This window comes from Sphingobium sp. TB-6 (assembly GCF_012927365.1).
Taxonomy (GTDB): domain Bacteria; phylum Pseudomonadota; class Alphaproteobacteria; order Sphingomonadales; family Sphingomonadaceae; genus Sphingobium.
On the sequence record NZ_JABBGL010000003.1, the window covers coordinates 1 to 24,707 of the forward strand.

Annotated in this window: 24 protein-coding genes; 18 read left to right on the top strand and 6 right to left on the bottom strand. The window is 64.3% G+C overall.

The features are described from left to right. Window positions 1-306: 306 nt before the first annotated feature. The 4 genes from coaBC to HHL26_RS05300 are packed head-to-tail and all read left to right on the top strand — an operon-like array spanning window position 307 to window position 3,116. Window positions 307-1,551, top strand: a complete 1,245-nt coding sequence (gene coaBC, locus HHL26_RS05285; protein ID WP_066560501.1) for a bifunctional phosphopantothenoylcysteine decarboxylase/phosphopantothenate--cysteine ligase CoaBC — start codon at window positions 307-309, stop codon at window positions 1,549-1,551. Further along, window positions 1,526-1,984 (top strand): dUTP diphosphatase, encoded by a 459-nt coding sequence (dut, locus tag HHL26_RS05290; protein ID WP_066560499.1) that lies wholly within the window; start codon window positions 1,526-1,528, stop codon window positions 1,982-1,984. The genes coaBC and dut overlap by 26 nt, the downstream gene beginning before the upstream one ends. A gap of 2 nt (window positions 1,985-1,986) precedes the next feature. Beyond that, window positions 1,987-2,763 carry a HesA/MoeB/ThiF family protein gene (locus HHL26_RS05295; RefSeq protein WP_066560497.1) on the top strand — a complete coding sequence of 259 codons (777 nt, stop codon included), beginning with the start codon at window positions 1,987-1,989 and terminating at the stop codon, window positions 2,761-2,763. Next, complete coding sequence (locus HHL26_RS05300) at window positions 2,751-3,116, top strand: DsrE family protein (protein ID WP_066560494.1); 366 nt, start codon at window positions 2,751-2,753, stop codon at window positions 3,114-3,116. Before HHL26_RS05295 ends, HHL26_RS05300 begins: the two co-directional genes overlap by 13 nt. 198 nt (window positions 3,117-3,314) lie before the next feature. Here the strand turns inward: HHL26_RS05300 and HHL26_RS05305 are convergent, their stop codons facing one another. Next, window positions 3,315-4,085 (bottom strand): CsgG/HfaB family protein, encoded by a 771-nt coding sequence (locus HHL26_RS05305; RefSeq protein ID WP_066560491.1) that lies wholly within the window; start codon window positions 4,083-4,085, stop codon window positions 3,315-3,317. A 188-nt stretch (window positions 4,086-4,273) separates the two neighbouring features. Between HHL26_RS05305 and lepA the strand changes: the two genes are divergently transcribed. The 3 genes from lepA to HHL26_RS05320 all read left to right on the top strand — a co-directional run bounded on the left by lepA (window position 4,274) and on the right by HHL26_RS05320 (window position 7,406). Continuing rightward, window positions 4,274-6,079, top strand: a complete 1,806-nt coding sequence (lepA, locus tag HHL26_RS05310; RefSeq protein ID WP_066560489.1) for a translation elongation factor 4 — start codon at window positions 4,274-4,276, stop codon at window positions 6,077-6,079. An 83-nt stretch (window positions 6,080-6,162) separates the two neighbouring features. Then, window positions 6,163-6,549 (top strand): PH domain-containing protein, encoded by a 387-nt coding sequence (locus HHL26_RS05315; RefSeq protein WP_066560486.1) that lies wholly within the window; start codon window positions 6,163-6,165, stop codon window positions 6,547-6,549. 173 nt (window positions 6,550-6,722) lie between these two features. Then, entirely contained in the window at window positions 6,723-7,406 is a 684-nt protein-coding gene (locus tag HHL26_RS05320; RefSeq protein WP_066562040.1) for a hypothetical protein, read from the top strand. Between the two features lie 129 nt (window positions 7,407-7,535). Here the strand turns inward: HHL26_RS05320 and HHL26_RS05325 are convergent, their stop codons facing one another. The 3 genes from HHL26_RS05325 to rnd all read right to left on the bottom strand — a co-directional run bounded on the left by HHL26_RS05325 (window position 7,536) and on the right by rnd (window position 9,626). Further along, complete coding sequence (locus HHL26_RS05325) at window positions 7,536-7,925, bottom strand: DUF1801 domain-containing protein (protein WP_066560481.1); 390 nt, start codon at window positions 7,923-7,925, stop codon at window positions 7,536-7,538. 231 nt (window positions 7,926-8,156) lie between these two features. After that, a complete protein-coding gene (locus HHL26_RS05330) occupies window positions 8,157-8,447 on the bottom strand; it encodes an I78 family peptidase inhibitor (RefSeq protein ID WP_066560479.1) in 291 nt (96 codons plus the stop codon). A 12-nt stretch (window positions 8,448-8,459) separates the two neighbouring features. Next, window positions 8,460-9,626 carry a ribonuclease D gene (rnd, locus tag HHL26_RS05335; RefSeq protein ID WP_066562035.1) on the bottom strand — a complete coding sequence of 389 codons (1,167 nt, stop codon included), beginning with the start codon at window positions 9,624-9,626 and terminating at the stop codon, window positions 8,460-8,462. A gap of 127 nt (window positions 9,627-9,753) precedes the next feature. On the opposite strand from rnd, the gene aspS reads away from it, so the two are divergent. The 5 genes from aspS (at window position 9,754) to HHL26_RS05360 (ending at window position 15,515) form a co-directional block, all read left to right on the top strand. Beyond that, a complete protein-coding gene (gene aspS, locus HHL26_RS05340; RefSeq protein WP_066560477.1) occupies window positions 9,754-11,538 on the top strand; it encodes an aspartate--tRNA ligase in 1,785 nt (594 codons plus the stop codon). Between the two features lie 149 nt (window positions 11,539-11,687). Then, on the top strand, window positions 11,688-13,067 hold the full coding sequence (locus HHL26_RS05345; protein ID WP_240962355.1) for an APC family permease: 1,380 nt from the start codon (window positions 11,688-11,690) through the stop codon (window positions 13,065-13,067). Next, complete coding sequence (locus tag HHL26_RS05350) at window positions 13,064-13,846, top strand: polyphosphate kinase (protein ID WP_087576227.1); 783 nt, start codon at window positions 13,064-13,066, stop codon at window positions 13,844-13,846. Before HHL26_RS05345 ends, HHL26_RS05350 begins: the two co-directional genes overlap by 4 nt. Window positions 13,847-13,931: 85 nt before the next feature. Further along, window positions 13,932-15,260, top strand: coding sequence for a methyl-accepting chemotaxis protein (locus HHL26_RS05355; RefSeq protein WP_066560475.1), 1,329 nt, complete (start codon window positions 13,932-13,934; stop codon window positions 15,258-15,260). Window positions 15,261-15,329: 69 nt separating this feature from the next. Further along, window positions 15,330-15,515, top strand: coding sequence for a hypothetical protein (locus HHL26_RS05360; protein WP_066560473.1), 186 nt, complete (start codon window positions 15,330-15,332; stop codon window positions 15,513-15,515). A 187-nt stretch (window positions 15,516-15,702) separates the two neighbouring features. Here HHL26_RS05360 and greB read toward each other — a convergent pair whose 3' ends face one another. Together greB and HHL26_RS05370 are read right to left on the bottom strand one after the other, a co-directional pair. Continuing rightward, window positions 15,703-16,188, bottom strand: a complete 486-nt coding sequence (gene greB / locus HHL26_RS05365; protein WP_066562027.1) for a transcription elongation factor GreB — start codon at window positions 16,186-16,188, stop codon at window positions 15,703-15,705. 21 nt (window positions 16,189-16,209) lie between these two features. Beyond that, window positions 16,210-18,246 carry a lytic transglycosylase domain-containing protein gene (locus HHL26_RS05370; protein WP_066562025.1) on the bottom strand — a complete coding sequence of 679 codons (2,037 nt, stop codon included), beginning with the start codon at window positions 18,244-18,246 and terminating at the stop codon, window positions 16,210-16,212. Window positions 18,247-18,417: 171 nt separating this feature from the next. Here HHL26_RS05370 and dapA point away from each other — a divergent pair, with 171 nt between their 5' ends. The 6 genes from dapA (at window position 18,418) to recA (ending at window position 24,599) form a co-directional block, all read left to right on the top strand. Then, window positions 18,418-19,296 carry a 4-hydroxy-tetrahydrodipicolinate synthase gene (gene dapA / locus HHL26_RS05375; RefSeq protein ID WP_066560463.1) on the top strand — a complete coding sequence of 293 codons (879 nt, stop codon included), beginning with the start codon at window positions 18,418-18,420 and terminating at the stop codon, window positions 19,294-19,296. A 128-nt stretch (window positions 19,297-19,424) separates the two neighbouring features. Beyond that, window positions 19,425-19,907: an SsrA-binding protein SmpB gene (gene smpB / locus HHL26_RS05380; protein WP_066560460.1), complete on the top strand. Its 483-nt coding sequence runs from the start codon at window positions 19,425-19,427 to the stop codon at window positions 19,905-19,907. Beyond that, a complete protein-coding gene (locus HHL26_RS05385; protein ID WP_066560457.1) occupies window positions 19,907-20,500 on the top strand; it encodes a DUF2062 domain-containing protein in 594 nt (197 codons plus the stop codon). Before smpB ends, HHL26_RS05385 begins: the two co-directional genes overlap by 1 nt. Window positions 20,501-20,548: 48 nt before the next feature. Further along, entirely contained in the window at window positions 20,549-22,975 is a 2,427-nt protein-coding gene (locus tag HHL26_RS05390; protein WP_066562023.1) for a response regulator, read from the top strand. Between the two features lie 91 nt (window positions 22,976-23,066). Then, complete coding sequence (locus HHL26_RS05395) at window positions 23,067-23,423, top strand: response regulator (protein ID WP_066560455.1); 357 nt, start codon at window positions 23,067-23,069, stop codon at window positions 23,421-23,423. A gap of 102 nt (window positions 23,424-23,525) precedes the next feature. Beyond that, on the top strand, window positions 23,526-24,599 hold the full coding sequence (gene recA, locus HHL26_RS05400) for a recombinase RecA (RefSeq protein WP_066560453.1): 1,074 nt from the start codon (window positions 23,526-23,528) through the stop codon (window positions 24,597-24,599). Window positions 24,600-24,707 lie beyond the last annotated feature (108 nt).

The window sequence follows — 24,707 nt, forward strand, 5'->3', positions numbered from 1 at the left end:
CGGCGGAAAACCACCAAAACTCGCCATCACTGCCGTCATGAGAAAGCTCATCGTCACCGCAAATGCCCTGCTCAAGGCAGATCGCATCTGGCGCAAATCACTCGCTTGACCATCACGGATACTCTAGCGGGTAGCTGGTTGCGTCTTCCACCCTTTATCGTCCTCCCCATTGGGAAATCGACCTCCTGAAGGTTGAAATATGTGGAAACGTCCGGAGATGGACTCTCGCTTTCGCGGGAATGACCAGGCAAGCTCAAGGTGCGGGCTGGACAAGGGCGTCCCGCTTGCCCAAATGATGGGCCTGTCATGACCAAGCGCATCCTTCTTATCATTTCCGGCGGCATCGCGGCTTACAAGTCGCTGGAGCTGGTGCGACTGCTGCGCAAGCGGGGCTTGGCCGTGCGCGCGGTGCTGACCGAGAGCGCGGCCCAGTTCGTGACGCCGCTCTCGCTGGGCGTGCTGACCGAGGATCATGTCTATGGCGACATGTTCGACCTCAAGGAAGAGCGCGAGATCGGGCATATCCAGCTCAGCCGCCAGGCCGATCTGGTGGTGGTGGCCCCCGCGACGGCGAATATCCTTGCCAAGATGGCGGCAGGTATTGCCGATAATCTGGCGACGACGTTGCTGCTCGCGACCGACAAGCCGGTGCTGGCCGTGCCCGCGATGAATGTGCGGATGTGGCATCATGCAGCCACCCGGCGGAACGTTGCTCAGCTCAAGACCGATGGCGTGCACATCATGGAACCGGACAGCGGCGAAATGGCATGCGGCGAGTTCGGCAAGGGGCGCCTCCCCGAGCCGGAGGCGATCGCGGCGGAGGTGGCGCGGTTGCTGGCCTTGCCGCTGGCCGCGGATCCTCTGGCGGGCCAACCGGATTTTGAAACGGCGGATGCGCCGCTGACCGGGCGGCATGTGCTGGTGACGGCCGGGCCGACGCATGAGCCGATCGATCCGGTGCGCTATATCGCCAATCGGTCCTCGGGCAAGCAGGGCTTTGCCATTGCGGCGGCGGCGGCGCGGGCCGGGGCGCGGGTGACGTTGGTCGCGGGGCCGGTGCATTTGCCCACACCCTCCGGCGTGGATCGCGTCGATGTCGAGACGGCGCGGGAGATGCTGGCGGCGGTGGAAGCCGCCCTGCCCGTCGATGCGGCGATCATGGTGGCGGCGGTGGCGGACTGGCGCACGGCGGATGCGGCGGATCAGAAGCTCAAAAAGGATGGCTCGGGCAAGCCTGCTCCGCTTTCCCTGGTCGAGAATCCGGACATTCTCGCCACGCTGGGAAAGCATGCCAAGCGCCCGGCCTTGCTGGTGGGCTTTGCCGCCGAGACGCAGAAGGTTGCTGAGCATGCGCAGGCCAAGCTGGCGCGTAAGGGGGCTGACTGGATCGTTGCCAATGATGTGTCTGGTGACGTGATGGGCGGCGATTCCAACAGCGTGCATATTATTTCCAAGGACGGCGTCGAAAGTTGGGAAAATCTGCCCAAGGACGCTGTTGCCACTCGTTTGATAGAAAAGGTCGCTGATGCCCTCTCCTCTCGCTCCGATTGAAATCCGTCTGAAGCGCCTGCCCCATGGCGAGGGGCTGCCTGCGCCTGCCTATGCGACGGCGCATGCGGCGGGGATGGATGTGGTGGCGGCGGAGGACGTCATCCTGGTGCCCGGCGGGCGTCATGCGGTGGCGACGGGTTTCGCTATGGCGATTCCGGAAGGCTATGAAGTGCAGGTGCGGCCTCGCTCGGGCCTGGCGCTCAAGCATGGGATCAGCCTGCCCAATACGCCGGGTACGATCGACGCCGATTATCGCGGCGAATTGAAGGTCATATTGATCAACCTGGGCGGCGAACCCTTTGTGATCTCGCGGGGCGACCGGATCGCGCAACTGGTGGCGGCGCCGGTGCAGATCGCCACCTTTGCCGAAGTCGAGGAACTGGACGAGACCGTCAGGGGTTCCGGTGGTTTCGGGTCGACGGGAGTGAAATAATCATGACCCCATCCCCGCTCACCGACGAGCAGCTTGAACGCTATGCCCGCCATATCGTGCTGAAGGAGATCGGCGGGGCGGGACAGGCTCGGTTGCTGTCGGCGGATGTGGCGGTGATCGGGGCCGGGGGCATAGGCAGTCCGGCGATCCTCTATCTTGCGGCGGCGGGTGTCGGCACGATCCGGGTGATCGATGACGATGCGGTCGCCCTCTCCAATTTGCAGCGGCAGGTGCTGTTCGGGACCGAGGATATCGGCGCGCCCAAGGCCGAGGGCGCGATGGCGGCGGTGGCGCGGCTCAATCCCGATGTGAAGCTGATCCCCATCAATGCGCGGATCGATGCGGACAATGCCGCGCTGATGCTGCGCGAGGCGGATGTGGTGCTGGACGGCTGCGACAGTTTCGCGACGCGGCTGGCGGTGGCGGATTGCACGCAGAGGTTGAGGGTTCCGCTGGTGTCGGCGGCGGTCGGGCCGTTCGAGGGGCAGCTCGCCACCTATCGCGGGTGGGAAGCGGGCAAGCCTTGCTATCGCTGCCTGGTCGGATCCCCGGAGGATGCGCCGGAGCGGAACTGCTCGGAGACGGGCGTGATCGGGGCGCTGACCGGCGTAATGGGCAGCCTGGCGGCGCTGGAAGTGATCCGGGCGCTGGTGCCCTTTGGCGAGGATATGGCGGGGCGGCTGCTGTTGGCCGATCTGCTGTCGATGCGCTTTCGAACTGTGGCGGTGCCGAAGGATCCGGCCTGTCCGGGTTGCGCCGTGGAACTATGCGCGAGCTGAGGATCGTCGTCGCGACGGCGGATGCGGAGCGGCTGCGCGGGTCGCTGGTGATGGCGGCGGCGCAGGCTGCGTTGGGCGGCAAGGCGGCGCTTTTCCTGCAACTGGATGCGGTGGGATTGCTGCGGACGCCGATTGGGGCGCCGCAGGATGAGGCGCATCGGGCGGCGGGGCTGCCTTCGCTGGCGATGGTGATTGAGGAAGCCTTGGCTTTGGGGGTTGTCATCCTCGCCTGTCAGAGCGGGCTGGCCTTGTGCGGGATGACGGTGGAGAGCTTGCCCGCGGGCGTGGAGATTGGCGGGCCGGTTGGGTTTTTGCAGCAGACGGGGGATGAGACTCGCCTGCTTTTTGCTTGAAGCCGTCGGCTCGTCCGAATTTGGGTGGATAGGGGACGCTTCCTGTTTCGTCATTCCCGCGAAGGCGGGGATGACGAACTTCGAAAATGTCCGGAAATGGCCCAACGCGGGCCCGCTGTGGAGTCGTAAGCGAAAGCCGAGCGCAAAAAAAGCGCCGCCGGCAGCTCCGGCAGCGCCCTTTCCGTGCAATCCCGCTCGTTACTGCGCGCGGGGCGCCGCCGCTGCCGCGTTGGTGGGCAGGCCGCCGAGTTGCGTCACCAACTTGGTATAGGCGTCGAGATAGGCCAGCACGATCACCTGGCCGATTTCGGTGTTCTGATAGCCGCCGCCGCCAGCCGCCGCGAAACCGCCCCACCAGCCTGCGCCGCCACCGCCGCCGAAGCTGAGGTCCGATTTGCGGGCATAGCCCTCGGTCAGCGCCTCTTCCTCGGTCGTGCGGGCGTTGACGATCGAGAGCGTGACATTGGCCTCGCTCTTCTTGACCGAGATGCCGCCGGCGAGCGCGCCGAAGGTCCGGCCGCCCAGGAAGCCGCCGAGCATGCCGCCCAGCGCATTGCCGCCCGAATTCTTGTTCGAGGAAACGATGTCGGGCTGCAGATAATAATCCGCCGCCTTCACCTGGCCCTTGCCCAGGTTCGATCCCGCCTGCAATTCGCCGGAGTCCGCCATGGCGCGCTCCAGGTTGCGGCTGGCCATGGCGCGGCCACGGTTGACGATGCCGAAGCAGCCCGACTGCTGGATGAACACCTTGAGGATCGCCTCCGGGCTGCCCAGGTTCAGCTCACGCCACCACTGGTTGTCCGGCTCGACGATCGCCACCGTGCCGAGGCGCCGGGTGCAATGAGGAATTTCGGCGGTTTTCTTGGCCTGCTGCTGCCGGGCGGACGAGCCCTTGTCGGCGGCCATCGCCGGAGAAGCCGCGACAGCCAGGCCGGCTGCGGCAGCGACGAATTTCGCGAATACACGCATTGTCATGCACCCCTGAAAGTTGCTGAAGTCGTTTTGCTTTTGTGGCGCCCCGATATTTGACCCAAGCTCTAGCACAACCGCGTGGGCGCGCAAGTAATGCGAATGGTTATCACCGCTATCGCCTTCAAAGGGCGACCGATGCGAGTGCCTGCTGACACGCCCGCAAATGGCTGCTATCGGCGCGGGCCATGACCGATCTCTCGCACATCCGTAATTTCTCGATCATCGCCCATATCGACCATGGCAAGTCGACGCTGGCCGACCGCCTGATCCAGCGCACCGGAGGCCTCACCGACCGGGAGATGAGCGCCCAGGTTCTCGACAATATGGATATCGAGAAGGAGCGCGGCATCACCATCAAGGCGCAGACCGTGCGTCTCGACTATGTCGCGAAAAATGGCGAGACCTATGAGCTGAACCTGATGGACACGCCGGGCCATGTCGACTTCGCCTATGAGGTGAGCCGCTCGCTGGCCGCCTGCGAGGGCGCGCTGCTGGTGGTCGACGCGGCGCAGGGCGTGGAAGCGCAGACGCTGGCCAATGTCTATCAGTCGATCGAGCATGACCATGAGATCGTGCCCGTCATCAACAAGATCGACCTGCCCGCCGCCGAACCGGAAAAGGTGAAGGCGGAGATCGAGGAAGTGATCGGCCTCGACGCGTCGGAAGCGGTGTTGGCGAGCGCCAAGTCGGGCATCGGCATCGACGACATATTGGAAGCGGTGGTCGCCAAGATTCCCGCGCCCAAGGGCGACCGCGAGGCGCCGCTGGAGGCGATGCTGGTCGATAGCTGGTACGACCCCTATCTGGGCGTCGTGATTCTGGTGCGCGTCATGAACGGCGTCATCAAGAAGGGCCAGAACATCAAGTTCATGATCGGCGGGACCGAGCATCTGATCGACCGCGTCGGCTGTTTCCGGCCGAAGATCGAGCAACTGGCCGAATTGGGGCCGGGCGAGATCGGTTTCATCACCGCGCAGATCAAGGATATCAGCCAGACCCGCGTGGGCGACACCATCACCACGGTCAAGAATCCGGCGAAGGTGCCGCTGCCGGGCTTCAAGGAAGTGCAGCCGGTGGTGTTCTGCGGCCTGTTTCCGGTGGACGCCAATGATTTCGAGAAGCTGCGCGATTCGATTTCGAAGCTGCGGCTGAACGACGCCAGCTTCTCCTTCGAGATGGAGACGTCGGCGGCGTTGGGCTTCGGCTTCCGCTGCGGTTTTCTGGGCCTGCTGCATCTGGAGATCATCCAGGAGCGGCTGACGCGCGAATATGATCTCGACCTCATCACCACCGCGCCGTCGGTGGTCTATGAGATTCATATGAACGACGGGACGACGCGGCACCTGCACAACCCCGCCGACATGCCCGACGCCAACCATATCGATTTTATCGAGGAGCCGTGGATCGAGGCGGTGATCTACTGCCCCGACGAATATCTCGGCTCCATCCTGAAGCTCTGCCAGGACCGGCGCGGCATTCAGAAGAATCTGACCTATGTCGGCGGGCGGGCGCAGGTGACGTATGAACTGCCGCTCAACGAGGTGGTGTTCGACTTTTACGACCGGCTGAAGTCGATCTCGCGTGGCTATGCCAGCTTCGACTATCACCAGATCGGCACGCGAGAGGGCGATCTGGTCAAGATGGGCATCCTCGTCAATAACGAGCCGGTCGACGCGCTCTCCATGATCGTCCACCGGGGCACCGCCGAATCGCGCGGACGCGGCATGTGCGAGCGGCTGAAAGACCTGATCCCCCGCCATCTGTTCAAGATTCCGATTCAGGCGGCGATCGGCGGCAAGGTGATCGCCCGCGAAACTATCGCGGCGATGCGCAAGGACGTGACCGCCAAATGCTATGGCGGCGATATCACTCGCAAGAAGAAGCTGCTGGAGAAGCAGAAAGAGGGCAAGAAGCGGATGCGCGAATATGGCAGCGTGCAGATCCCGCAGGAGGCCTTCATCGCGGCGCTGCGCATGGGGGACGAGAGCTAGTCCGAAGCGTATCATGCTTGGGCGGCCTTGACGGCGGTGGAGCGTCCATGGTCAATGCAAACGGTTAGCGGCAGGGGACCGGCATGAGCGAGACTTGGCTGTATGATGAGCATCCCGCGATGTTCCGCGCACACCCCTTTCTGTTCGCCCTGCTGCTGATTTCCGTCGTCGGCATAGTCGCCATCGGCATATGGTGGGTGCTGAACAAGGGCGAGCGTCTGGCACTGTCCGACCGCGAAGTGTTGTTCGAACGCGGCCTGCTCGCCAAGCAGCGGACGGAGATCGCGCTGTCCAGCATCCGCAGCGTGCGCATCACCCAGACGCTGGGCCAGCGGATTTTCAACGTCGGCAATGTGGAATTGTTCAGCGCGGGCGACATGGCGGAAATCGCTATCAAATCCATGCCGCGGCCGGACCGCATCCGGGCGATTGCCGCATCGCGCAACCTGGACCTGCTGCCCCAGCGGTAGGAGAATGCCGAACCGCCTCTTGACTTGTCCGCATTTATTTCAACGATAGTGTAATAGCGAGAGGGGCGGTTCGAAACGCCCCCAAGACCAGCAGGAAGGACGCCGAAGGAACGCCGGTCCGCAGTGGCGCGGGCAGGTGATTGCAAGGGGTCGTCTGCATGGGCTTTCGCGTGATGCCGTCGCTGCCAGGTCTGACTGCGCAGCAGCAGGACGAAATCCGTCAGACTTGCGGTTTTGCTTGTGTCCGCTGCGGCGTGACGATTTACCGTTATCTGCGTTTGCCCGAGAGTCATGGGGTGACGCTGCTCTGCCCGACCTGCCATGGGCTGGTCGAGGAAGGGCGGTTGACGCCGATGCAGGTGCAGGGCTTCCACGCCAATCCGGTCGTGCGGCAGCGCCATTTTGCGCGTGACCGGCTGCCCTTTTCGCCGGAGCTGCCGACGCTGATCATGGGCGGCTCCCAGTTGTTGAGGGATACGCCGATCCCGCTGACGCTGGAGGGCGAACCGATCCTGATCTTCGCCCCGCCGCGCCGGAGCAATGGCGCCACGCGAATCAGCGTGCGCATGGGTGGTCCCGATGGCGAGCCGGTGCAGGTCGTGAACGGCAATGAATGGATGCCGACCGACGGGAGCTGGCACTTTCTGCTGCGCGGCGATCGCTACACCATGATGGCGGCGCGGGGCGAGGGGCTGGCGGTGCTGCGGATCGTGGCGCGCAACCGGATCGCGGTGGAGCATCTGCGCACCACGATCAGAGGACGCCGGCTGGAGGTGACGCCGGACTGGTTGGAAATCGACGGCAAGCGCTATGTCGGGCGGATCGGCAGCGGGACGTTGATCGGGCTGGAATGTTGATCGGGCGTGGGCCGCGCTTCCATCGGATGTCCTCGTTCCTGAGTGGAGCGAGACGAGCGGCTCGCGACAGTCTAGATCAGACGTTGGAACTGGGCTCCTGCCTTCGCAGGAGCACGCTGGTTCTCAATCTCAATCCTTCTTCTTCCGCGGCTTGGCCACATTGAGCGCCACGGCGGCGCGGATCAGCGCCTTGAACGCATCCGCGTCGATCCTCTCGCCTTCAACGATGTCGATGGCGCGCCGCACATTGCCTTCCAGGCTGGCGTTGAACAGGCCCGCCGGGTCTTCCAGTGATGCGCCCTTCGCGAAAGTCAGCTTGACCACCGTCTTGTAGCTTTCGCCTGTGCAGAGGATGCCGTCATGCGACCAGACCGGGACGCCGCGCCATTTCCATTGCTCGACCACTTCGGGATCGGCTTCCTTGATCAGTGCGCGGACATGCCCCAGCATCTCTCCGCGCCAATCGTCCAGTGCCGCGATCCGCGCATCGATCAGCGCGGAGGGTGCATCCTTGTCCATCGGCGCCTCCTGTATGGCGCACCCTAACAGATTGCGGCGAAACCGGAATGGCGTAGCGATGGTGCCGGGAGGGGCCTGCCTCTTGGCGCCACCGCTACGCCGCCCTTAGGGGACCACCCATGGGAGCGACCGGCCATGATCAGGGGGATCGCGACCGGTGCCGGGGGGAATACGACCGGCGCGAGCGGTTTATTCCATCGCGATCCGCATCCGCTTTCTGAGGGGAGGGATTCAGCCGCAGCGGGCGGAGATGATCGCCATCTTATCGTCATAGCTGACGGTCAGCCGGTCGGCGCGGAAATCCATGGTCATCGCCATGCCGGGCGCGCCCCAGCGCAGGGTGCGGGCGCCCGACGCCTTGAGCAATTGCGCGCCGAGATCGGCACTGGCGGTCTGGCCGACGAAGCGGTCCAGCCCTTCGTTGCGGCACGGTCCTTCGGCGGCAGGCGGCGGCGTGGCGGGGCCTTGGGTGCCGGAACAGGCGGCCAGCAGGGGAAGAAGGATCAGTGCTGCCGTCCGCATCCGTCTTGGCTCCTATTGCGTGCGGGTCATCTTGAGGCGGCCGTTTCTGACCGCGAAGGCAAGACGGCCCTCGACCAGATCGACCGCGTCGCGGCCGAATTGTTCATAGCGCCAGCCTTCGAGGATCGACAGATCCTCGCGCACGCCCGCCGCCAGCGCGTCGATATCGTCGCTGCGGGCGATCAGGCGCGCCGCGACGTTGATGTCGCGCGAGCGGATCTTGAGGAGCAGCTTAAGCAGGTCCGCCACCAACGCGCCGTCCTTGCCCAGGCCCGGGCGCTTGGGGTCGCGCTCGGGCATTTCTTCCTTGGCGAGCGGCGTGTGGTTGTTGAGCGCGAGCATCAGGCGGTTGCCGATGTCATTGGTCTTCCAGGTGGCGGACAGGCCGCGTACCTTGCCAAGATCTTCCTGGATGCGCGGCGGATGGCTGGCGATATCGGCCAGCGTCTCGTCCTTGACGATGCGGCCGCGGGGCAGGTTCTTGTCCTGCGCCTCCATTTCGCGCCAAGCGGCGAGCGCCTTCAGGCGGCCCAGCACATCGGCCTTGCGGCTGGCGATGCGGACGCGCTGCCACGCCTCCTCGGGCTTGTTCTCATAATTGGAAGCGTCGCTGATCCGCTCCATCTCCTGATCCAGCCAGTCGCCCCGGCCGGTGCGGCGCAGTTCCTCCAGCATCTTGGGGAATATCTGGATGAGGTAGGTGACGTCCCCGATCGCATAGTCGATCTGCCGCTTGTCGAGCGGACGGCGTGCCCAGTCGGTGAAGCGGGCGCCCTTGTCGAGTTGAACCCCCAGCCAGGCGTCGACCAGATTGCCGTAACCGATCTGCTCGCCCAGCCCCAGCGCCATCGCCGCGATCTGCGTGTCGAACAGTGGATGGGGCGTCTTGCCGGTCAGGTTGTAGATGATTTCCAGATCCTGGCCGCCGGCGTGGAAGACCTTCAGCACATCCTCATTGTCGACCATCAGGTCGAGCAGGGGGGAAAGGTCGATGCCGGGCGCCTTGGGATCGATGGCCGCTGCTTCATTCTCGTCCGCGACCTGCACCAGGCAGAGATCGGGCCAATAGCTGTTTTCGCGCATGAATTCGGTATCGACCGCAATATAGGGCGATTTGGCGATCCGGGCGCAGAATTGGGCGAGAGTCTTGCTGTCGGTAATCAGCGGATGGATTTGCATATGGTCTTCGATCTTATTATGGGCTGGCCCGTCGCGCACGGGCTCGTCAATGCTTGACAAGACTGCCCATAGCGGCGCTGCAACAATTTGTCATTTCCGTAAAACGTAGCTGAAAGAATAGATCGCCATGCATGCTTATCGCACTCATACCTGCGGCGCCCTGACCTCTGCCGAAGTCGGCAATGAGGTGCGCGTGTCCGGCTGGGTGCATCGCAAGCGCGATCATGGCGACCTGGTCTTCATCGACCTGCGCGACCATTATGGCATGGTGCAGATCGTCACCGAGGTCGACGGGCCGGTGTTCCAGGTGATCGAATCGCTGCGCGCGGAAAGCGTCGTGACGGTGACGGGCAAGGTCGTGGCGCGGGCGAAGGAAGCGGTGAACCCGAACCTGCCGACCGGGGAGATCGAGATTCGCGCGCTGGACGCGGTGGTGCTCTCCGCCGCCGCCGATCTGCCGCTGCCGGTCGCGGGCGAGCAGGACTATCCCGAGGATATCCGCCTGCGTTACCGCTTCCTCGATTTGCGGCGCGAGACGCTGCACGCGAACATCGTCAAGCGCACGAAGATCATTTCCGACATGCGCCGCCGCATGGAAGGCATTGGCTTCACCGAATATTCGACGCCGATCCTGACCGCGAGCAGCCCGGAAGGCGCACGCGACTTTCTGGTGCCGAGCCGTATCCACGCGGGCAAATTCTACGCGCTGCCGCAGGCGCCGCAGCAATATAAGCAGCTGCTGATGGTGGCGGGTTTCGACCGTTATTTCCAGATCGCGCCCTGCTTCCGCGACGAAGACCCGCGCGCCGATCGCCTGCCGGGCGAATTCTACCAGCTCGACCTCGAAATGAGCTTCGTCACGCAGGAAGACGTCTGGAACACGATGGAGCCGGTGATCGCGCAGGTGTTCGAGGCGTTCGCCGACGGTAAGCCGGTGACGCCCGCAGGCAGCTTTCCGCGCATCCCGCATGCCGAGGCGATGCTGAAATATGGCTCGGACAAGCCCGACCTGCGCAACCCGATCGTCATCACCGACGTGACCGAGCATTTCGTGGGTTCGGGCTTCGGCATCTTCGCCTCGCTGGTCGAGAGCGGCAGCGTGATCCGCGCGATCCCGGCGCCGGGTGCCGGTGCGGGCAGCCGGAAGTTCTTCGACGAGATGAACAACTGGGCGCGCAGCGAGGGCTATTCGGGCCTTGGCTATATCAACATCAAGGATGGCGTGCCGGGCGGCCCCATCGCCAAGAATCATGGCGAGGAGCGGACGGCCAAGCTGATCGACGCGCTGGGCCTGGGGCCGAATGACGGCGTGTTCTTCGCGGCGGGCAAGGAAAGCCAGGCCGCCAAGCTGGCGGGTCTGGCGCGCATCCGCGTGGGTGAGCAGCTCGACCTGATCGACAAGGATCGCTTCGAACTGTGCTGGATCGTCGACTTCCCCTTCTACGAATATGATGAAGAGACCAAGTCGATCGACTTTGCGCACAATCCCTTCTCCATGCCGCAGGGTGGGCTGGATGCGCTGGAGCATCAGGACCCGCTGACGATCAATGCCTATCAATATGACATGGTCTGCAACGGCTATGAGATTGCTTCGGGCTCGATCCGCAACCAGTCGCCGGAGCTGATGGTGAAGGCCTTCGAGAAGGTGGGTCTGAGCCAGCAGGATGTGGAGGAGCGCTTCGGTGGCCTCTATCGCGCGTTCCAATATGGCGCGCCGCCGCATGGTGGCATGGCCGCTGGCGTGGACCGGATCGTGATGCTGCTTTGCGGTGCGCAGAATCTGCGCGAGATCACGCTGTTCCCGATGAACCAGCGGGCGGAGGACCTGCTCATGGGGGCGCCGAGCGCTGCGGAGTTCAAGCAGTTGCGGGAACTGCATGTCCGGGTGGTGGAGCCGCAGGCCAAGGCTTGACCTTTCCTTTTTAGGGTATCGTGCTCCTGCGAAGGCAGGAGCCCAGTCCCGCCGTCTGAACTGGGCTCCTGCCTTCGCAGGAGCACGGTGCAAGCGGGGCTTGCTTCCTTTCTGCCCTTTCGATGTAAGGAAGGGCAAGGGGGACCGCCATGCTTGACGAACAGATGTTGCCGGACAAACAGACCGGCCTTGCGCGCAGCCTGGGCGTGGCGGGCGTGCTGTTCCTGACCCTGTCCGCGACCACCCCCGCTTCTTCCGTCTTCGTCATCATCCCCGGCATGTTGCAGGAGGCCGGAACCGGCGCGATCTGGGCGATGATCCTGGCCAGCCTGATCTGCGTCACCACCGCCTTCATCTATGCCGAACTCTCCTCCGCCTGGCCGGTCGCGGGCGGCGAATATGTCGCGGTGGCGCAGACCTTGGGGCCGATGGCGGGCTTTGTCATGCTGGGCGTCAATGTCTTCAACAATGTGCTGTTTCCGCCCGTCGCGGCGCTCGGCATCGCATCGGTCATGGCGACGGTCGTGCCGGGGCTGCCCGCCGTCCCGGTCGCCGTCGCGGTGATGATCGGGTCGACGCTGGTCGCGATCCTCAATATCCGGGTGAATGCCGTCATCACCGGGCTGTTCCTGCTGGTCGAATTGCTGGCGGTGGCCGTGGTGGTGGTGCTGGGCTTTGCCGATCATGCGCGACCGGCGCTGGAGTTCCTTACCCACCCTGTCGCGATTGCGGGAGACGGCTGGGCGCCCGCCAGCGCCGCTTCCATCGGCGTCGCCACGACCATCGCGATCTTTGCGCTCAACGGCTATGGCATGGCCGTCTATTTCGGTGAGGAAATGCATGAGGCGCCCAAGCGGATCGCCAGGACCATCCTTGCCGCTCTGGGGCTGGCGCTGCTGTTCGAAGGGGTGCCGCTGCTTGCGCTCTTGTTGGTGAAGATCGACCTTGCGACCCTGCTGACCGTCGATGACCCCTTCGGCCTGCTGGTCCGGCAAAGGGGCAGCGCGGGGCTGTCGGCTCTGGTGTCGGTCGGCATCGTGCTCGCCATCGTCAACGCGATCATCGCCTGCGTGCTGGCCTGCGCACGTTTCTTCTATTCGACCGGGCGGGACCGAGCGTGGATTCCGCGCATCGACGACTGGCTGGTGGCGATCCATCCGCGCTTCGATTCGCCCTGGATCGGCACGCTGATCGTCGGCGGGCTGGGGACGCTCGCCTGCTTCCTGCCGATGCAGTTGCTGCTGGTGCTGAACGGCACCGGGCTGGTGGCGATCTATGGCGGCATCGCGTTCGCGGCTTTGGCCGGGCGTCGCAGCGGAGCGAGCGCCCATGCGCCCTACAAGATGCCGCTTTATCCGCTTGCGCCGATCGTGACCTTGCTGGCTCTGGCCTATGTCGTCTGGACGAGCTGGCTCGATGTCGAGGAGGGGCGCCCCGGCCTGATCGCCACCGCCGCGCAGATTGCGGGTTCGATTCTTTGGTATAAGCTGGTGCTCTGCCGCCGTGGCCAGTGGAAGGTGCAGACATGACCATCGACCTTGCCGATTATGAAAAGGGCGCGAAGCTCAAGGGCGATTATGAGGAGAAGCTGGCGCAGCTCCAGCAGCGGCTCGCGAAAATCCAGGTCGCGCACATCATTCATGACCGGCGCAGCGTCATCCTGCTGGAAGGCTGGGACGCGGCGGGCAAGGGCGGCATCATCAAGCGCATGACCGCCGAATGGGACCCGCGCTATTATCAGGTCCATCCCATTTCAGCGCCCAATGAGGCGGAGCGCGACCATCATTTCCTCTGGCGTTTCTGGACGCGGCTGCCAGCCGGGCGCAACATCTCCATCTTCGACCGCAGTTGGTATGGCCGTGTGCTGGTCGAGCGGGTCGAGGGTTTCTGTTCCAAGGGCGAATGGAAACGCGCCTATGACGAGATCAACGCCTTCGAAAAGCAGCAGGTCGACGCCGGGACCAACATCATCAAGCTGTTCGTCCATATCACGCAGGAAGTGCAGGACGAGCAACTCGCCCAGCGGCTGGACACGCCGTGGAAGCGGTGGAAGACCGGGGCCGACGATTATCGCAACCGGGCGCGGCGGGCGGATTATCTGGACGCCATGCACGACATGTTCCGCAAGACCGATATGAAAGCGGCGCCCTGGCAGGCGATCGACAATAATCATCGCCGGGCCGGGCGGATCGCCGCGCTGGCTTATGTGGTCAAGCGCCTGGAAAAGCTGGTGCCGATGGACTTTCCGGAGGCCGATCCCGAAGTCGTGAAGCTGGCGGCCAAGGCCTATGGTTATAAGGTGCCATAGAAAATATCGTGAAATCAGTGCCTTGTAACAAAACTGTCATCAAATTCTAACGGCTCATTTACCATTTTGGGCCTAATCGGCGCTTATGTACGCGCCCCAGATGCTCGACCGATCTCCGCCGAAACCGATCCCTTCCCAGGGGACAGGCCTGGTTCCTGTGACGCCCAGTCCGGCGATTCGACTGGGGCGCCCGCTCAGCGAAGCGGTCGACCATTTTCAGCATGATCCGGCGCTGCGGCTGTTGCCGGTGCTGGACGCCGCGGACCGGCCGGTGGGCGCGATCTACGAGCGCGACATGCGGCGCATCCTCTTCAATCCCTTCGGCCATGCTCTGTTGCGCAATCCCAGTTTTGGCGGCCGGCTGGACGATCATGTGCGGACTTGCGCGACGGTCGAGCGGCGCGCCAGCATCGAAGCGCTGATCGACCTTTATGCCGCGCAGGGGCAGGGCTGCGAGGGGCTGATCGTGGTCGATGGCGATCGCTATGCCGGGATCGCCGGAGGGCAGCTCCTGCTCAAGCTGGCGGCGGAGCGGGATGCGCGGGTGGCGCTGGCGCGGGTCGAGCGGCTGGAGATGGTGACGCGTGAAAGCGCGACCTTCCGGGGCGATATCCAGACGCTGATCGCGGATCTGGTGGCTATGGCGGACATGCTCTCGCGGCTGGCGGAGGATGCGGCGGAGCGGTCGGCGCATAATGGCCATGCTTCGGCGGGGATGGCGGTGGCGGCGGCGCAGACGGCGGACAATCTGTCGGGCATCGCGGCGTCGGGGCGGGAATTGGGGCTGTTGTTCCAGTCGATGGAGGAAGAAGTGCGGGAGGCGGGCGCCGCCATTCGTGCAGCGGTCGACCAGACGCAATCGGGCGCGGCGCAGACGCGGACGCTGAGCGTGCAGGCCGACGGGATCGGTGAAGTGACCGCGCTGATCGACGCGATTGCGCGGGCGACGACGACCTTGGCGCTCAATGCCGGGATCGAGGCGGCGCGTGCCGGGGATGCCGGGCGCGGCTTTGCGGTGGTTGCGCGGGAAGTGAAATCGCTTGCCGGGCAGACGCGGGAGGCGGCGGCGGAGATCGCGCAGCGGATCGACCATATTCGCGTCACCGTCGGCCATGTCGCGCAGGGCCATGCGCATATGGACGCGGCGATCGCGACGGCGGACCGGCTGTCGGCCTCCGTATTCCAGGCGGTGGCGCGGCACGGAGCCTTCAGCCGGGCGATTGCGGGCAGCGTGGAGGAGGCGGGCGAGGCCAGCGAACATATCCGCGCCAGCGCCAGCCAGATCAGCGTCAATGCGGGCGTGGCGGTGGAAGGTGCGCAGGCCATGCGCAACGCGGCGAGCCGCTTGTCGGAAGAAGCGCACCGGCTGGATGATCGCGCCAGTGCCTTCATCCGGGCGATTCAGGCGGCCTGAAGAGAAAACGGGCTGGCGTCGGCGGCAAATCGGGTTAGGCTCAGCTTCCAAAAAAGAAGGAGAGGATGCATGCTCGTCATGTTCGTGGGCGCCGACCGGACCGAAACCGCCGTCAATGCCGCGCAGGTCACCTTCGTTTCATCGGTCACCGACGGCACCCGCATCCGCTTCGGAGAGGGGCGCAGCGTGACCGTGGTTGAGCCGATCGGGGAAGTGATGGAGCGGCTCAACGTGTCGTTGCGACCGCATGATTAGCGGCCGGCGCGTTGGTGGGTGAGGGGGAAGGCGGACGGTCTGCTTCGCGCTGTTTTTCTTGAAGCGCATCGTGCTCCTGCGAAGGCAGGAGCCCAGTTCCTGCGGTGCGATGATCCGCAAACGGCGGGACTGGGTTCCTGCCTTCGCAGGAACACGGATGCGCTTAATGGCGGAAATTGACCAATAATCACTCCGGATAGCGGATCGCCATCACCTCATACTCCTTCTCCCCCGCCGGGAGCATGACGCGGCGCAGGTCGCCCACCGCCGCGCCGCGCAGGGCGCGGGCGATGGGGGTGGCCCAGCCGATGCGGCCCGCGCTGGCGTCCGTCTCGTCATTGCCGACCAGGGTCACGGTGCGATGCTGGTCGTCCTCGTCCGCGATGGTGACGGTGGCGCCGAAATAGACCTTGCTCTTGTCGGGCTGCTGGCGCGGATCGACGACCTTGGCGTCCTTCATTTTGCGCGACAGGCGCTTCAACTGGCCGTCAATCTCGCGCATCCGCTTGCGGCCGTAGAGATAGTCGCCATTTTCGCTGCGGTCGCCATTGCCCGCGGCCCAGCTCACCACTTCCACGATCTTCGGACGCTCGACGCCGAGCAACTGGTCATAATCGGCGCGCAGCTTCGCAAAGCCTTCGGGGCTGATGTAATTGGGATAGGCGGTGCTCATGCCCCTGCCCATAAACTAAGTTCAGCCCGGTGTCTGCTTGCCGAGATATTTGGACAGCGGCGTCATGGTGCCCCGGAAACGCGCGCGCTGCGGGTTCATCGCTTCGTAGACCACGGCATTTTCCAGCACCCGCTGGACATAGTTGCGCGTCTCGAACAGCGGAATCTGCTCGATCCAGCGCAGCATGTCAGCGCCGGGCAGGCGCGGGTCGCCATTGGCGCTGATCCAGCGGTTCACATTGCCCGGCCCGGCATTATAGGCCGCCACCGCCAGCGGATAGCTGCCGCCATAATAGTCGAGCATCCGCTGGAAATAGGAGGAGCCCAGCATGATGTTGTAGCTGGGATCGTTGAGCGCGCCGGGGTCATAACTCATGCCCAGTTTCCCCGCCTGCTCCCGCGCCGTGCCGGGCATGAGCTGCATCAGGCCGCGCGCGCCCGCATGGCTGACGATCTGCCGGTCGAACTGGCTTTCCTGCCGGGCGATGGCGTGGACCATGGTCCAGTTAACTTGCGCTTCGGTCGGAACCGGCACGCGCGGGAAGGCGCTTGTCCCATAGCCGGTGAGGCCGCTCGACACGGCGCGGCGGCCGACCATCACGCCCATGTCGGGACGGCCGATGCTCTGCGCCAGTTCGACGGCCAGATAATGGTCCGCGTCGCTGTCGGCATTGTTCGCGATGGCGCGGGCGAATTTGCTCTGATCCTCCCAATAGCCCATTTCGCCCAGCGCCTTCACCGCCCGGACGACCGAGCGGTTGGCGAAGGCGGTGCGTTCGGCAGCGGAAATTTCCACCGGGCGCTCGACAGCGGCAGGGGCCGGGATCGGGCTGCCCAGCCGTTCGAGCGCGAGCTGGCCGTAAAACTGGTCCGGGAAGACGGCGGCGCGGGCGAAATAGCTGTTCGCGCTGGCGGCATCGCCCGCCTGGAGTGCGGCGCGCCCGGCCCAATAAAAGCCCTTGGACTGGGTCTGCGGCGATTTGGCGGCGGTGGCGTAGCGGCGGAACATCTCCACCGCGTCGGCGGGCCGGTTCAGATTGTAGAAGGCCGTCGACCCCGCCAGCCAGGCGAGGCTGGTATAATCGTCGCGCTCGCCAATCGGGCGCGTGTTGACGTCGGTGCCGGGCAGATAGGCGTCGTCCAGCTTGCTGGCGATGCCGTAGGCGAAGCTCCACTGGCTGTCATTTGCGGCGGCGCGGGCTTGTGTGAGCAGCGTCTCATACCATTTTTCCGCGTCGCCGGGACGGAAGGTCAGCGCCGGGCGGTTGGCGAGATATTGGCGGCTGGCGATCCAGTTGCCGGTGCCCAGCAGCCAGCTTGCCTTGTCCGCGACGAAACCCGCGTCGCTCGCGCCGATGCTTTCCGCAAACTGCATTTTCATCGGGGCATCCGGCGCCTTCTGGCGGAAAGCGATGCGCGCCTCATAGACCGGGCGGCGGGCGGGCGAGACAAGGCCAAGCATCCGCTGTGCGCCCATGATGTCGCCCTTCCACAGCAGCATGTCGGCGCGCAGGTCATGTTCGACCGAGGTCCAGCTTGAACCGAAGAGCGGGAGCAGCCGCGCTTCGTCATCGGGCGACAGCGTGCCGCCGATCCAGGCATTGCGCGCGGCGACCCGCGCTTCGCCCATGCGATTCTGCTGCATCAGCGCCAGCGCATAGCGCGCATTGCCGGTGGCGGTGCGCGGAGGGAAGCGGGTGAAGAAGGCGACGACCTGACCCGGATCATAGCTGTTGGGGTTGATGCCGGTTTCCGCCAGCCGCCGCATCCGGTCCTCGCCCGGCCAGCCGGGATTGGCCATGATGAAGCTGGCATAGGTCGAAAAGCCCAGGGCATCGCTTTGCTGGAGCGCGCGCCACTGGCTGATCGTGCCGGAGATGCTGGGATCGCTCGCCATGCCGATTCGGCCCTGCGCCTGTTGCCAGGGACTCGGCTCATGGGAATTGGGAATCGACTGCACCACGGCGCCCGGCGGATAGGCCGCAGCGGGTGCTGGCACGGGCGTTTCCGTCTGGGCGCTGGCGCCTGCGGTAAAAAGCAAAAGAGCAATCAAAGGCATACGGACCATGACGGTTTCTGGGGTTAATTCAGGATTACGAGATGTCACCCTACTGGACATTATCGCAATTGCATCCTTATCAGGCCCTGAATGACGCGCTATAGCGCGCCGTTCGCGTGTTTGACGCTATGATGCCCCGGAATCCCGGTGAATTGAAGGAGTTTGTTTGCGATGTTTTCCGGGTCGATTCCGGCGCTGATCACGCCCTTCCGCGATGGCGCCGTGGACGAGGCGGCTTTCCGCGCCTTTGTCGACTGGCAGATTGCCGAGGGCAGCAGCGCTCTGGTGCCCTGCGGCACGACCGGCGAAAGCGCGACCATGACGGTCGAGGAGCATAATCGCGTCATCGCCATCTGCGTCGACCAGGCGGCGGGCCGGGTGCCGGTGATCGCGGGCTGCGGCTCCAACGACACGCGAATCGCGCTGGAGCATATGTTCGCGGCGCAGGCGGCGGGCGCCGATGCGGCGCTGGTGGTCGCGCCCTATTACAACAAGCCCAATCAGGACGGCGTCTATCAGCATTTCGCCTATCTGGCCGAGCGATGCGACCTGCCGATCGTGCTGTATAATGTGCCGAGCCGCACCATCACCGATATCGGCGTCCCCGTCATCCACCGCCTGTCCGAAGAATTCCAGTCCATCGTCGGCATCAAGGACGCTACCGGGAATCTGGGGCGGGTCAGCGCACAGCGCCTCGCCTGCCGGCCCGATTTCTGCCAGCTTTCCGGGAATGACGAAACCGCGCTGGGATTCAACGCCATGGGGGGGAAGGGCTGCATCTCGGTCACGGCCAATGTCGCACCGCGCCTGTGCGCCGATTTCCAGAAAGCGATTGCGTGCGGAGATTGGGATGGTGCCTTGGCGCTTCAGGATCGTCTCTACCCGCTGCATGATGCTCTGTTCAGCGATTCTTCACCCGGCCCGGTCAAATACGCCCTTACGCGCGTGCGGCCCGACATGCCCGGCGATGTCCGCTTGCCGATCACTTGGCCGTCGGAATCGAGCCGCGCCGCCGTTGACCGGGCGTTGGAGATTGCCGGACTGGTATAAGGCTGCGCCGTCCCCATATCCCCTTCTTTCGGGCCGCGTGCCCGGAATAAGGACCGGGCGCAGTGCGTATAGGATGCGACTGGGTTCGACACGAACGCCATAATCGAACGGAAGTTTAGAAAAGACTGATGGCCCGACCCCGTCCCGAAGCCTTCGATAAGAAGAAGATCGTTGCCGAGAACCGGCGCGCGAAATTCGAATATTTTCTGGAGGATGTGTTCGAGGCGGGCATCGCCCTGCAAGGGACCGAGGTCAAATCGCTGCGCTTTGGCGAGGGCAATATCGCGGAAAGCTATGCCGAGCTGAAGGGCGAGCAGGTGTGGCTGGTCAACAGCAACATCCCGGAATTCAGCCATGGCAACCGCTTCAACCATGAGCCCAAGCGCCCCCGCAAGCTGCTGTTGCATGAGCGGGAGATCGCCCGGATGCACGGCGCGGTGGAGCGCAAGGGCATGACGCTGGTGCCCTTGAGCATCTATTTCAACAGCCGGGGCAAGGCGAAGGTCGAGCTGGCGCTGGCCAAGGGCAAGAAGACCCATGACAAGCGCGAGACGATCAAGGAACGCGACTGGAAGCGCGATCAGCAGCGCATCATGAAGGCGCATCGCTGATGGACAACAGACTCAGCCGCTGGTGGCACGCCAATGCCCCGACCCGCGAGTCGCTGGAACATAATCGCTTCCTGGCCCCGGTGGCGCATCGGGTGCTGGAGCCGTCCTTGTGGCGCTTTACCCGGCGGTCGGTGCCGCGTGGCGTGGCCTTGGGACTGCTGGTCGGCATCTTCCTGCTGATCCCCGGCGTGCAGATTGCGGGCGCGGCGCTGCTGGCGCTGCCCTTCCGTGCGAATATTCCGCTGGCGGCGGCGATGACCTTCCTTTCCAATCCCGCGACGACGCCGCTGTTCCTGATGGCGTCGGTCTATATGGGCAACTGGATGCTGGGACGCAGCGCCGACGCATCGGGCTTCATGGCGCTGGTCGACAAGCACGCCTCGATCCGCGACTGGTGCGCCTGGCTCTTTTCCGAAGCGGCGCCGGCGATGTTGCTGGGGCTGGCGCTGATTTCCCTCGCTTTCGCGGTGGTGGGCTATTTCCTGGCCGACTGGATCTGGCGCCATCGCATGGGCCGGAAATGGCATGCGCGCAAATTGAGGATTGGCAAGGCACTCGAAAGCAGCGCATTGGAGGAAGTCGCTTCGGCCTGACGGGCAGGGGCGGCAAGTCCATTGTGAATGCAGGGGGATAGCCGGGCCGTGTCCGCGCGTGTGATCAGGGATGGAGACGCTTGGGCGGCTGACCGGCCGTCGCCTCTGATCCTGCCTCTGCTGATCCTGCTGGCGCTGATTTCGGCGGGGCTGGTCGTCTATGCCGCCGGGAACTGGGCGCTGGGCGCCGGTTTCGGCGCGGCGGTGCTGGCCGGGGCGGCGCTACTGAGCTGGTATCGCAAGCTCCATCCGCAGGAAGTGGCGGTGGGCGAGGCCGTGCCCGACTGGACGGTGGCGCGGGCTGCGGCGGATGCGTCCAACATGGCGATCGCCGTCACTGACCGCGCCGGGCGGCTGGTCTGCGCCAGCGATCTGTTCGGGGAGTGGTTCCCCGGATTTCCCGCGCCGCCGCATATCACCAGCGATGCTGCCCTGTCCGACAATCTGGGCAATGCCGCCCGCGCCGCCTGGCGCGATGGCGAAGCGCGGGTCGAGGGGATCGTTCAGGGCGCGCTGCGTCTGGACGCCTTCATTGGCCGCACCGGCCGGTCGGAAGATTATCTGCTGTGGCGCTTTTCCCCGGTGCGCCAGCCGAGCGCGCTGGATGACGTGCATCGCCTGCTGACCGGGGAAGCCGGGCGGCAATTGGGCGAGGCGGGCATCATGGCGGTGATGATCGGCGGCGAAGGGCGCATCCGGGCGGCCAATGGCGCTTTCCTGCTGCGCGCCGCCGGGCGGATCGATGCGAATATCACCGGCCGCGATTTCGCCGCGCATATGCGGGTGGACGACAAGGCGCGGTTGTTCCTGGCGCGGGAGGAATCGGGCGGCATTCCGCTGCGGCTGTTGCAGGTGCCGCTAAAGCGCGCCACCCAGCCCGCCGGCGCGCAATCGGGCGCGCAGGACGGGCCGATGCTGCTGCTGCTGATCGACGAGCCGGCGGGCAATGCGGGTGGGACATCAGCGCTTTCCTATATCGAAACCCTGCTGTCCTTGCTGCCTTTCGGTCTGGCCATGGCGGATCGCGACGGACGGGTTTTGTTCATGAACAAGGCCTTTTCGCGGGCGGCGGGCCTCAAGGTCGAGGAAAAGCCGAGCTATCCTGGCGATCTGGTGGTGCGGGAGGATCAGGCGGCGGTGGCCGATGCGGTGCGGCGCTTTGCGGTCGGACCGCAAATGTCGGGCGACGTCGCCGTGCGCATGCGCAGCCAGCCCGACGAGCCGATCGCGCTCAGCCTTGCCGGTGTGCGGGGCTTGGGCGAGGCGGCGGTGCTGCTGTCCCTCAAGGACAATAGCGAGGAAAGCAAGCTCAAGCGGCAGGTGGCGCAGGCGACCAAGATGCAGGCGATCGGCCAGCTCGCGGGCGGCGTGGCGCATGACTTCAACAATATCCTGACCGCGATCATCGGCCATTGCGACCTGATGCTGATGCGTCATACGCCGGGCGACAGCGACTATGACGACATCCAGCAGATCAAGTCGAACAGCAACCGCGCGGCGGGGCTGACGCGGCAGTTGCTGGCCTTCTCGCGCCAGCAGACGTTGCGGCCGCAGATATTGCAATTGCCCGATATCGTCGCGGACGTCTCCAATCTGCTGAAGCGCCTGCTGGGCGAGAGCGTGAAGCTGGAAGTCACCCATGGCCGCAATCTGGGCGCGGTGCGTGCCGACCCTGGCCAATTGGAGCAGGTGATCGTCAACCTGGCGGTCAATGCGCGCGACGCCATGCCGGAAGGCGGCACGCTCAATATCCAGACCTATGCCGTGCCCGCCGCCAAAGTGCGGGAGATGCGATCGGACATATTGCCGCCTGCCGATTATACGGCGGTGCGGGTGTCCGACACTGGCCTCGGCATTCCGCCCGATATTCTCTCGAAGATTTTCGAGCCCTTCTTCACCACCAAGGAATTGGGGAAGGGGACCGGTCTGGGCCTTTCCACCGTCTACGGCATCGTCAAGCAGTCGGGCGGGTTCATCTTCGCGGAGTCCGAGCTGGGGCGCGGGGCGAGCTTCGTCATCTACCTGCCGGTCTATCAGGGCGCCGATGCCGATCAGGCCGCCCAGCCCAAGGCGCCGGTCCGCCGCAGCGAAACCTGGGGCACCGGCACGGTGCTGCTGGTGGAGGACGAGGATATGGTGCGCGCCGTTGCCGAACGCGCGCTGACGCGGCAGGGCTATAAGGTGCTGACCGCCAATGACGGCGAACAGGGGCTGGAAGTCTTGGGCGGCGATGAAAAGATCGACCTGCTCATTTCCGACGTGGTGATGCCCAATATGGACGGCCCGTCCATGGTGGCGCGGGCCAGGGCCAGCCATCCCGACCTGCCGGTGCTGTTCATGTCCGGCTATGCCGAGGAACAGTTGCGTAAATCGATCGATATCGCCAATGTGGCCTTCCTGCCAAAACCCTTTTCCGTCAGCCAGTTGGCGGAAGCGGCGCGGGATGCACTGGCGATGCGGCCGGCGCCGGAGTGAGTTTGGAGAATGAACTTCTGCGCAGCCGGGGAATTATGCTGGTCGGAAATCGCGTTTGGGGCAGCGATGGGCAATATTGGGGACCGCAAGCATGTCTGACGGCAAGACCATCCTGATCGTCGAGGATGAAGCAATGATCGGCATGATGCTGGAGGATTATCTCGACACGCTCGGCTACCGGCTGCATGCCATTGCCGAATCGGTCGATGAGGCTTGCGTCAAGGCGCGTGAGGGCGGCTTCGACGCGGCGCTGCTCGACTGCAACCTGCATGGTGAGAAAAGCTGGCCGGTGGCGGACATATTGGCGCAGAGCGGCATACCCTTCGTCTTTGCGACGGGGGGCATGGCGGACGATCTGCCGACCGGCCATGCGGACCGGCCGACATTGGCCAAGCCCTTCACCATCGGCGCGGTCGAACGCGCGCTGAACAAGGCGCTGGGAATATAAAGGGAAATTTTCGTTCCCCTCTTGTTCCATAAGAACAAACAGGATACATGGTGGCCACGCGCCACTTAAATCGGCGTGTTCCGCTTGACAGGGGATAGGCCGATGACAGCAATGCTCTCACTCATCGATTCCAAGAAGACAGGGACAATGGACAGACAGAAAGCATTGGAAGCGGCCCTTTCCCAGATCGACCGTGCCTTTGGCAAGGGCTCTGCGATGAAGCTGGGCAGCCGCGAGAAGATCGAGATCGAGGCGATCTCGACCGGATCGTTGGGACTGGACATCGCGCTTGGCATTGGCGGCCTGCCGCGCGGGCGCATCGTGGAAATCTATGGCCCGGAAAGCTCGGGCAAGACCACGCTGGCATTGCATGCCATTGCCGAAGCGCAGAAGGCCGGCGGCACCGCGGCTTTCGTGGACGCGGAACATGCGCTCGACCCCGGCTATGCCAAGAAGCTGGGCGTCGACATCGACGAACTGATCGTGTCGCAGCCCGACACCGGCGAACAGGCGCTGGAGATCGTCGACACGCTGGTGCGATCGAATGCGATCGACGTGCTGGTGATCGATTCGGTCGCCGCGCTGGTGCCGCGTGCGGAAATCGAGGGCGAAATGGGCGACAGCCATGTCGGCCTTCAGGCCCGCCTGATGAGCCAGGCGCTGCGCAAGCTGACCGGCTCCATCTCGCGCTCGCGCTGCTTGGTGATCTTCATCAACCAGGTCCGCATGAAGATCGGCGTCATGTACGGGAACCCCGAAACAACGACCGGTGGCAATGCGCTCAAATTCTATGCCTCGGTGCGTCTCGACATCCGCCGCACGGGCCAGATCAAGGACCGCGAAGACATTGTCGGCAACGCGACCCGGGTGAAGGTGGTCAAGAACAAGGTGGCCCCGCCGTTCAAGCAGGTCGAATTCGACATCATGTATGGCGAGGGCGTGTCCAAGATCGGGGAACTGCTCGACATTGGCGTGAAAGCGGGTCTGGTCGAGAAATCGGGCGCCTGGTTCTCCTATGACTCGGTTCGTATCGGCCAGGGTCGCGAGAATGCGAAAACCTTTCTGAAAGAACATCCTGAGATGGCGGAACGCCTTGAAAAGGCGATCCGCGGCAAGACCGAGGAAGTGGCTGAAGGGATGATGGCCGGACCCGAAGCGGAGGATGATGGCGAATAAGCGCTGACAGGCTTTCCGGCCAGATCAACCGGAGAGCCTTGGCGCGATACTGCCCGCCTGTCGCTTCACGCACTGAAAAGGCCCGCTGCGCGACTGGCGCAGCGGGCC

Coding starts and splice junctions, on each gene's coding strand:
- HHL26_RS05330 (WP_066560479.1), bottom strand. CDS start 8,447: ATGCGGACGGCAGCACTGATCCTTCTTCCCCTGCTGGCCGCCTGTTCC.
- HHL26_RS05305 (WP_066560491.1), bottom strand. CDS start 4,085: ATGCGTGTATTCGCGAAATTCGTCGCTGCCGCAGCCGGCCTGGCTGTC.
- HHL26_RS05355 (WP_066560475.1), top strand. CDS start 13,932: ATGTACGCGCCCCAGATGCTCGACCGATCTCCGCCGAAACCGATCCCT.
- HHL26_RS05350 (WP_087576227.1), top strand. CDS start 13,064: ATGACCATCGACCTTGCCGATTATGAAAAGGGCGCGAAGCTCAAGGGC.
- HHL26_RS05360 (WP_066560473.1), top strand. CDS start 15,330: ATGCTCGTCATGTTCGTGGGCGCCGACCGGACCGAAACCGCCGTCAAT.
- HHL26_RS05300 (WP_066560494.1), top strand. CDS start 2,751: ATGCGCGAGCTGAGGATCGTCGTCGCGACGGCGGATGCGGAGCGGCTG.
- HHL26_RS05325 (WP_066560481.1), bottom strand. CDS start 7,925: ATGGACAAGGATGCACCCTCCGCGCTGATCGATGCGCGGATCGCGGCA.
- smpB (WP_066560460.1), top strand. CDS start 19,425: ATGGCCCGACCCCGTCCCGAAGCCTTCGATAAGAAGAAGATCGTTGCC.
- aspS (WP_066560477.1), top strand. CDS start 9,754: ATGCATGCTTATCGCACTCATACCTGCGGCGCCCTGACCTCTGCCGAA.
- HHL26_RS05345 (WP_240962355.1), top strand. CDS start 11,688: ATGCTTGACGAACAGATGTTGCCGGACAAACAGACCGGCCTTGCGCGC.
- HHL26_RS05315 (WP_066560486.1), top strand. CDS start 6,163: ATGAGCGAGACTTGGCTGTATGATGAGCATCCCGCGATGTTCCGCGCA.
- recA (WP_066560453.1), top strand. CDS start 23,526: ATGACAGCAATGCTCTCACTCATCGATTCCAAGAAGACAGGGACAATG.
- coaBC (WP_066560501.1), top strand. CDS start 307: ATGACCAAGCGCATCCTTCTTATCATTTCCGGCGGCATCGCGGCTTAC.
- HHL26_RS05395 (WP_066560455.1), top strand. CDS start 23,067: ATGTCTGACGGCAAGACCATCCTGATCGTCGAGGATGAAGCAATGATC.
- rnd (WP_066562035.1), bottom strand. CDS start 9,626: ATGCAAATCCATCCGCTGATTACCGACAGCAAGACTCTCGCCCAATTC.
- HHL26_RS05295 (WP_066560497.1), top strand. CDS start 1,987: ATGACCCCATCCCCGCTCACCGACGAGCAGCTTGAACGCTATGCCCGC.
- HHL26_RS05320 (WP_066562040.1), top strand. CDS start 6,723: ATGCCGTCGCTGCCAGGTCTGACTGCGCAGCAGCAGGACGAAATCCGT.
- dapA (WP_066560463.1), top strand. CDS start 18,418: ATGTTTTCCGGGTCGATTCCGGCGCTGATCACGCCCTTCCGCGATGGC.
- dut (WP_066560499.1), top strand. CDS start 1,526: ATGCCCTCTCCTCTCGCTCCGATTGAAATCCGTCTGAAGCGCCTGCCC.
- lepA (WP_066560489.1), top strand. CDS start 4,274: ATGACCGATCTCTCGCACATCCGTAATTTCTCGATCATCGCCCATATC.
- HHL26_RS05370 (WP_066562025.1), bottom strand. CDS start 18,246: ATGCCTTTGATTGCTCTTTTGCTTTTTACCGCAGGCGCCAGCGCCCAG.
- greB (WP_066562027.1), bottom strand. CDS start 16,188: ATGAGCACCGCCTATCCCAATTACATCAGCCCCGAAGGCTTTGCGAAG.
- HHL26_RS05385 (WP_066560457.1), top strand. CDS start 19,907: ATGGACAACAGACTCAGCCGCTGGTGGCACGCCAATGCCCCGACCCGC.